General features: G+C 74.1%; 7 protein-coding genes. 2 read left to right on the top strand and 5 right to left on the bottom strand.

Annotated features, from left to right (window positions below):
• Both GCL84_RS29595 and GCL84_RS29020 read right to left on the bottom strand, forming a co-directional pair.
• The coding region (locus GCL84_RS29595) for a lytic transglycosylase domain-containing protein (RefSeq protein ID WP_235926842.1) at positions 1-1,149 on the bottom strand (1,149 nt) is incomplete at its 3' end.
• Between the two features lie 90 nt (positions 1,150-1,239).
• Positions 1,240-1,746 (bottom strand): DinB family protein, encoded by a 507-nt coding sequence (locus tag GCL84_RS29020; protein WP_156758764.1) that lies wholly within the window; start codon positions 1,744-1,746, stop codon positions 1,240-1,242.
• 101 nt (positions 1,747-1,847) lie between these two features.
• On the opposite strand from GCL84_RS29020, the gene GCL84_RS29015 reads away from it, so the two are divergent.
• Entirely contained in the window at positions 1,848-2,759 is a 912-nt protein-coding gene (locus GCL84_RS29015; RefSeq protein ID WP_156758763.1) for a cation diffusion facilitator family transporter, read from the top strand.
• Positions 2,760-2,820: 61 nt separating this feature from the next.
• Here the strand turns inward: GCL84_RS29015 and GCL84_RS29010 are convergent, their stop codons facing one another.
• The 3 genes from GCL84_RS29010 to GCL84_RS29000 all read right to left on the bottom strand — a co-directional run bounded on the left by GCL84_RS29010 (position 2,821) and on the right by GCL84_RS29000 (position 5,045).
• Positions 2,821-3,510: a DUF305 domain-containing protein gene (locus GCL84_RS29010; protein WP_235926841.1), complete on the bottom strand. Its 690-nt coding sequence runs from the start codon at positions 3,508-3,510 to the stop codon at positions 2,821-2,823.
• A gap of 11 nt (positions 3,511-3,521) precedes the next feature.
• Entirely contained in the window at positions 3,522-4,325 is an 804-nt protein-coding gene (locus GCL84_RS29005; RefSeq protein WP_156758762.1) for a DUF3105 domain-containing protein, read from the bottom strand.
• A gap of 72 nt (positions 4,326-4,397) precedes the next feature.
• A complete protein-coding gene (locus GCL84_RS29000; protein ID WP_156758761.1) occupies positions 4,398-5,045 on the bottom strand; it encodes a DUF3105 domain-containing protein in 648 nt (215 codons plus the stop codon).
• An 86-nt stretch (positions 5,046-5,131) separates the two neighbouring features.
• Here GCL84_RS29000 and GCL84_RS28995 point away from each other — a divergent pair, with 86 nt between their 5' ends.
• A complete protein-coding gene (locus GCL84_RS28995) occupies positions 5,132-6,043 on the top strand; it encodes a DALR anticodon-binding domain-containing protein (RefSeq protein WP_156758760.1) in 912 nt (303 codons plus the stop codon).
• Position 6,044 lies beyond the last annotated feature (1 nt).

The following is a 6,044-nucleotide window of genomic DNA, read 5'->3' as shown; positions in this document are numbered from 1 at the left end:
CGTGGACTGCTCGGCGGGCGTGGGCTGCTCAGCGGGCGCAGTTTGCTCGGCGGGCGTGGACTGCTCGGCGGGCGTGGGCTGCTCAGCGGGCGCAGTTTGCTCGGCGGGCGCGGTCTGCTCGCTGGGCGTGGGCTGCTCGGTCGGCTCGGTCTCCTCAGTGGATGTGGACTGCTCGGCGGGTGCAGGCGCGGGCACCGGGGCCGGGGCGGGTGGGGCCACGGGCTGCGGATTGGTCTCTGGCAGCGGGACCAGCGGCTCCGTGTCGGGCAGCGGGACCAGCGGTTCCGTGTCGGGTAGCGGGACCGGCGGCTCGGTGTCGGGCAGCGGCACCAACTGCGCCGCGGGGGCGGGCGGCGCGGTGGGCTTGGTGCTCAGCGCCGAGTCCGGCGAGGTGCCCGCGGGCTGGGCCGGAACGGGCACCGCGCCGTCGGAGTAGACCCGCATCCAGCCGGTGACCGTGGCGACGTACTCGGTGGAGTGGTTGTAGCGGAAGACGGCGGCGGAGAGGTCGGCCGGGTTGTCCAGCCGCATGTTGCCCGAGCACAGGTAGCGGGCGGCGCCGAGGGCGGCGTCGGCGATGTTGTGCGGGTCGGCGGTCCCGTCGCCGTTGGCGTCGGCGGCGTAGCGGGTCCAGGTGCCGGGGATGAACTGCATCGGGCCCACCGCCCGGTCCCAGACGGGGTCGGTGTCGAGGCGGCCCGCGTCGGTGTCGCGGATGGCGGCCACGCCGGGGCCGCCCGCGAGGACCGGGCCGAGGATGCGCGGCGCGGTGTCGCCCGCCGCGTCGGCCTGCCCGCCCCGGGCGTGGCCGGACTCGATCTTGCCGATGCCCGCCAGGTGGTACCAGCGCAGCGCGCAGGCCGGGGCCGTCCCGGCCATCACGGCCTCGGCGGAGCGGTAGGCGGCCAGCATGTTCTCCGGCACGCCCGCGGCCCCTACCCGCGCGGTGGGCAGCGCGGCGACCGAGGCCAGCGCGACGCCGGGGGTGGGCAGGGCGACCAGCAGCGGTCTGGCCGGTTCGACGGCGGCTGTGAGCGGTGCGGCGGCGGGCGCCAACGGCGCGTCGGCGCTCCGGCCGGTGGCGCTGGCGCAGAGCAGGGCCAGCGCGGCCAGTCCAGCCGCGCGGTGGAGAGTCCTGGAGACCGGCACGACAGCCCTCGTTTCTGGTTGAGGTCACCTCCCCGTCTACCAGGGTCCACAGAGGATTTCGTGGTAAGCAATCCCTTCGGGTGAATCCGCTCAGGCTCCGGTGGCCCCGTCGATCGCCTCGCGCAGGAGATCCGCGTGTCCGTTGTGGCGGGCGTACTCGTGGATCAGGTGCAGCACCACCAGTCGCAGCGACACCACCGCGCCCGAGCGCGGCCGCACGCCGGTGACGTCGAGGGACGGGGCCGCCCGCTCGATGCGCCGCGCGTGCTCGACCTCCGCCCGCCACGCCGCGAAGGCCTCGTCCACGTCGGCCCCGGCCACGTCGTAGGCGGCCTGGAAGTCGCCCTCGGCGGACCACACCAGGCCCAGGTCCTCGCCCGCGATCGCGCGCCGGAACCAGACCCGCTCGACCTCGGCCAAGTGGCGCACCAGGCCGAGCAGGGACAGGCTCGACGGCGGCGAGGACCGGGCGCGCAGTTGGTCGTGGGTCAGGCCTGCGCACTTGGCCTCGAGCGTCGCCCGGTGGAAGTCCAGGTAGGCGCGCAGCGTCGTGCGCTCGTCGCCGGTCAGCGGGGGGTCGGTTCGCGCGGCGGTCACAGGTGCTCCTCGGTGACGGGGTTCCCGGAGTGCGGGAGGGCCATTGCACTCATGCGCATCTACGCATATGTTATTCGACGGATCTCGGACGGGGAGGCGACGTGGGACACGGGCATGGGCATGGGCTGCCGAGCAGCGCCTCCGGGCGCCTGGTGGGCAGGCTGTGGGTCGCGTTCGGCCTGGCGGCGGTGGTCATGGTGGTCGAGTTCACCGTGGGCGTGGCGACCCAGTCGCTCGCGCTGATCTCCGACGCCGCCCACATGCTCACCGACGTCGTCGGCGTAGGCCTCGCCCTGGCGGCCATCGTGGTGGCCCGCCGGGCGGGCAGCAAGCCGGGGCGCACCTTCGGGCTGTACCGGGCCGAGGTCCTGGCCGCCCTGGCCAACGCGGTGCTGCTGTTCGGCGTCGCCGGGTACGTGGTCTTCGAGGCCGTGGGCCGGTTCTCCGCGCCCCCCGCCGTGCCGGGCCTGCCGGTGCTGCTCGCCGCGCTCGCCGGGCTGGCCGCGAACGCCGTGTCATTCGCACTCCTGCGCGAGGGCGCCAAGGAGAGCCTGAACGTGCGCGGCGCCTACCTCGAGGTCCTGGCCGACCTCGTCGGGTCGGTCGGGGTGCTGCTGAGCGCTGTAGCGACCCTGGTGTTCGGCTGGCGCTGGGCTGACCCGCTCGCCGGCGTGGCGATCGGGCTGTGGGTGCTGCCGCGGACGTGGTCGCTGGCCCGGCGGGCGCTGCGGATCTTGTTCCAGCACGCCCCGGAGCGGGTCGACGTGGACGAGTTGGCCGCGCGGTTGAGCCTGGTCCCCGGGGTGACCGGGGTGCACGACCTGCACCTGTGGACGCTGACGTCGGGCATGGAGGTCGCGTCGGCGCACCTGATCGTGGGGGACGGGACGGATCAGGGGGACGTGCTGATCGCGGCCAGGGAGCTGTTCGAGCGGGAGTACGGGATCGAGCACGCGACGCTGCAGGTCGAGTGCGCCCGGTCTGCCTCGCGCTGCGATGAGCTGACGTGGTGACCGGGTCGGACAGCTCTCGGGTGTGGGAACAGCCCTGGCGAGTGTGGGCTCATGCGGTGGCTCAGTCGGCGAGGGGAGTGGCGCCGCGTTCGCGGATCATGCGCTCGAGGAGTTCGCTCTCGCTGGACTGGGCGTTCTCGATCTTCTGGCCGAGGTTGCGGACGAAGGCCAACTGGGCGTGGTCCGCGGCGTAGGCCGCCATCGCCAGGCCGCCGCGGTGGTGGCGGAGCATGAGTTGCAGGAAGTAGACGTCGAGGTCCTTGCCGGAGAGCGAGCGCAGGCGCTGCAGTTCCTCGGAGGTGGCCATGCCCGGCATCCGGTCCACGCCGTCGGGGGTCATCCGCGCGCCGCCGTGGGAGTGGCCGGACTCGGTCATCCACTTCATGTGCTTCTCGCCGGGGGGCAGCAGGACGGGCTGGTTCCAGCTCGTGAGCCAGCCCGACATCTGGCCGCTCTGGTCGAGCTGGGTGGTCTCCATGTCGAACGCGAGGCGTTCTACGGCCGGGTCGGTGCTGCGGTCGCGGGCCAGGCCCGCCATGGTGATGGCCTGCAGGTGGTGGGTGCGCATGTCGTGGGCGAAGCCCACGTCGACCGAGTCGCCCGCCGGTGGGGCGTTGGAGCCCCTGATGGACAGGGTCAGCAGCATGCCGACGGCCGCGCCGAGCAGCAGGACCACCAGGGCGGCGGCGGAGTAGACGACCCAGGACCGGGTCCCCGCGCGCGCGGTGGCGGGGTCCTGGTCCTGGGTCACGTCTTCGCCCGTCACTGGGTGGGTGCCGCCTGGGTCGTGGGCTGCATGCCGGTGTCCTGGGGGACGCCCGCGGCGCCGTTGTAGTCCATCGGGACCGCGCCGGGGCCGGGGTCGGCGACGAACGGCGGCGGGCTGGCGAGGTTGAACCCGCTCTGGTTGCTGTCGCAGGAGCCGCCGGGCTCCGGGTGCTGGTAGGTGTTGGCGCGCAGCGACTTGATGAACTGGTCGATGCGCGGGTCGTTGGCGTCGTCCAGCTTGAGCTGGTGGCCCCACGACTGCAGCGAGATCGGCTTGTCCAGGCCGGGGTAGGGCGACATGGCCATGTAGGGCACGTTGTCGACCTTGCCCTGGAGGGTGTCCAGTGCCCCGCCGTTGACCTGGTCGGGGTTGTAGGCGATCCAGACCGCGCCGTGCTCGAGGGTGTGCACCATGTTCTCGGTGCGGACGGCCGACGGGTAGACGACCCCGGTGCAGTCGGCCCAGACGGCGTCGTGCGGCCCGCCGAACGGGGGGCTCTGGTCGTAGGCCACGCGCTGGTCCGGGCTCACGTGCACACCGGGGGCGTAGGTCACCCTGGTCACGCCGGGGATGTTCACCGACGGGTCCTGGTTGTCCTCGGCGACGGTGAACTCCTTGGCCGCGTCCACCTGGATGATCGCGTAGGTGAACACCGAGGCGGCCACCGCGATGACCGCGATGATCCCGATGATCGTGCCCCAGGGCTTGCCCTTGCTCGCCACGACCGAGGCGCGCGCGGCCTTCACACTGTTCTTGCCGCCCTTGGGGCCCTTCGTGCTCTTCGTGCCGCTGGCCATGCCGTCCTCGGACTTCGTCTCGACGGGTAACTGGTGCGCGCACCAGTCTAAGGAGGGGGTGTCTGGTTCCCGTCAGGCACCCGCGTCGGGCACCGCGGCCGGTCCCGGGTCGGCCACGAACGGCGGCGGGTTGTCGACGTCGAACAACTCCTGGGCAACGGGTGCGCACGGCGCGCCGGGTTCCGGGTTGAGGTACTCGTTGGCCCGGGTGGCGACGATGAACCGGTCGATGCGCGGGTCGTCCGCCGAGTCGACCTTGAGCTGCCTGCCCCAGGACTGCACCGACACCGGGGAGTCCAGGCCGGGCCACGGCGACATGAGCGTGAAGGGCTGCCCGTCGACCTTGGCGGCGAGCGCGCCGAGCTGGTCGCCGCTCACCTGGTCGGGGTTGTAGGCGATCCACACCGCGCCGTGCTCCATCGAGTGCACCATGTTCTCGGTGCGCACCGGCCGCGGGTAGACGACGCCGTCGCAGGCGGCCCAGACCTCGTCGTGCGGGCCGCCGAGCGGCGGCGCGTACCGGTAGGCCACGCGCTGGTCGGCGGTGATGTGCCCGCCTGGCGCGTAGTTCTTCTTGAAGACGCCCTCGATGCGCTCGGTGGGGTCCTTGTCCTCCGCCGTCGGGGCGTAGGCGCGCACGTCGTCCGCGGGTGGGGCGGCCGAGCCGCAGGCGCTCAGCAGCAGGCAAACGGCGGCGACCGAGGGCAGCAGGCGTTTCATGCGCACGAAGAGTAGCCGTCCGTGACAAGCCGTGGGATAGCGAACAGTCCCTGGGCCTGCCCGCCCGCGCTCCCTAGACTCGCCTGGTGACCCGGGAAGCACTGGCCGACCTGGTGCGCGACGCCGCGCTGGGCGTCCTCGGCGACCCGACCGGGCTGCCCGCCGACATCCCGCTGCGCCGCCCGGTCGAGGCCGCCGCCGACTACACCACCAGCCTGCCGCTGCGGCTGGCCAAGGTCGCCGGGGTGCCCGCCCGCGAGCTCGCCGAGCGCATCGCCGCCGCGCTGACCGGCGAGGACGTCTCCGCCGTCGCCGCGGGCCCCGGGTTCGTCACCATCACCCTGTCCGACCGGGCCCGCGCCCGGATCGTCGACGAAGCCCTCGCCCAGCCGCTGCCGCCCGCGGTCGCGCCGAGCGCGCACGCCGACCCGCGCCGCCGCTGGGTGGCCGAGGCGCTGGCCCGGCTCGGGACCGACGACGCGGGGCTGGCCGTGGCCCCGGCCCGGCTGCCCGAGACGGTGGAGCCCGACTCGCTGCGCTTCGCCGTCCTGGCCACCCCGCTCGCCGCCGAGGCGGTCGTCGACCCGGACCGCTGGGGGCCCCGGCTGCCCCACAACCCGGCCTTCCGCGCGCGACACGCGCACGCGCGCCTGTGCGGCCTCCTGCGCGGCGCGGCCGACCTGGGCCTGCCCGCGCCCACCCCGGGTGCGGCGCCCGCGCCCCCGCCGGACACACTTGGGGTGGTCCGCGCCCTCGCGGACCACCGATCCGCCCTGGACGAGGCCGCCCGGCTGCGCGAACCGCACCGGGTCGCCCAGGCCGCGGCGGAGCTGGCCGAGGCCGCCCACGCGCTGGCCGACGGCGGTCGCGTCCTCCCGATCGGGGACGCACCCGCCGACGGGTCGAGCCCGGCCAGGCTCGCCCTGTGCGCGGCCACCCGCCGCGCGCTGGCCGCGGCCCTGGGCGTCCTCGGCGTCGACGCACCGGAACGGATTTAGG

The sequence above is a fragment of the Actinokineospora pegani genome (assembly GCF_009745975.1).
Taxonomy (GTDB): Bacteria; Actinomycetota; Actinomycetes; order Mycobacteriales; family Pseudonocardiaceae; genus Actinokineospora; species Actinokineospora pegani.
The sequence above is the reverse complement of the archived record's forward strand: the minus strand, read 5'-3'. Positions and strand labels throughout refer to the sequence as shown.